The 1029-nt window shown below is 72.7% G+C and carries 2 protein-coding genes; both read right to left on the reverse strand.

Annotated features, from left to right (window positions below; translation table 11 throughout):
• Nucleotides 1-667, reverse strand: a 667-nt coding sequence (locus tag ACPC54_RS42355) for an ABC transporter permease (RefSeq protein WP_498973115.1), incomplete at its 3' end; no start/stop codon positions are given.
• A partial coding sequence (locus tag ACPC54_RS42360; protein ID WP_498973117.1) for an ABC transporter permease occupies nt 664-1029 on the reverse strand: 366 nt, incomplete at its 5' end. The genes ACPC54_RS42360 and ACPC54_RS42355, both read right to left, overlap by 4 nt.

Below are 1029 nucleotides of genomic sequence, written 5' to 3' on the forward strand. Positions count from 1 at the left end.
GTCCTCCCCTCGCCCAGGCGGGCCCGAGCCGTTCGGCGATCTCGAAGCCGCTCTCCACGAGGAGCGCGAACACGGCGACCAGCAGGGCGCCCGCGACCACCTGGGGCGTGCTGGCGAGGTTGAACCCCGCGGTGATGATCCGGCCGAGCCCGCCGCCGCCCGCGAGCGCCGCGATGGTCGCCGTGGCGACGAGCTGTACGGCGGCGATCCGCACCCCGTTCATCAGCAAAGGGAGCGAAAGGGGCAGTTCCACGTGAAACATCAGCTGGCGGCCGGTCATGCCCATGCCCCGGGCCGCCTGGACCACTCCCCGGTCGACCTCGCGCATCCCGACATAGGCGTTGGTGAGCAGCGGCGGCACCGCGAACAGCACCAGGGCGACGACGGTGGGGCCCTCGCCCCAGTTGCCGACCGGGGTGAGCAGCAGCAGGACCAGCACGGCGAAGGTGGGCACGGCCCGGCCGACGTTGGAGATGTTCACGGCGAGCGCTCCGCCCCGGCCGAGATGGCCGAGGACCAGGGCGACGGGCAGCGCGATCAGGCAGCTCAGGACGAGGCAGACGACGGTGAGGAGGAGGTGCTGGAGCAGCCGGTGCCACACGCCGTTGTCGCCGGACCAGTGCGCGGGGTCGGCGAGCCAGTCCCAGGTGGCGGTGAGGGTGCTCATGCGCCGGCCGCCCTGGTCCAGGGGGTGATCAGCCGCTGTACGCCCAGCAGCAGGAGGTCCGCGGCGATCGCGATCAGCACGCAGAGCACGGACGCGGTGAGCACCTGGGCCTTGAAGTAGGTGTTCATGCCCGCGTAGACGAGGTTGCCGAGCCCTCCGTAGCCGACGATCGCGCCGACCGTGACCAGGGAGACCGCGGAGACGGTGGCGATGCGCAGCCCGGCCATCGCGGCGGGCAGGGCGAGGGGCAGTTCCACGGTGAGCAGCAGCCGGATGGGGCCGTAGCCGAGGCCGCGCGCCGCCTGCCGGGTCTCCTCCGGGACCGCGCGCAGGCCCGCGAGCAGGTTGCGGACCAGGAGAGT

This window comes from Kitasatospora sp. NPDC094028 (assembly GCF_049543595.1).
Lineage (GTDB): Bacteria > Actinomycetota > Actinomycetes > Streptomycetales > Streptomycetaceae > Kitasatospora.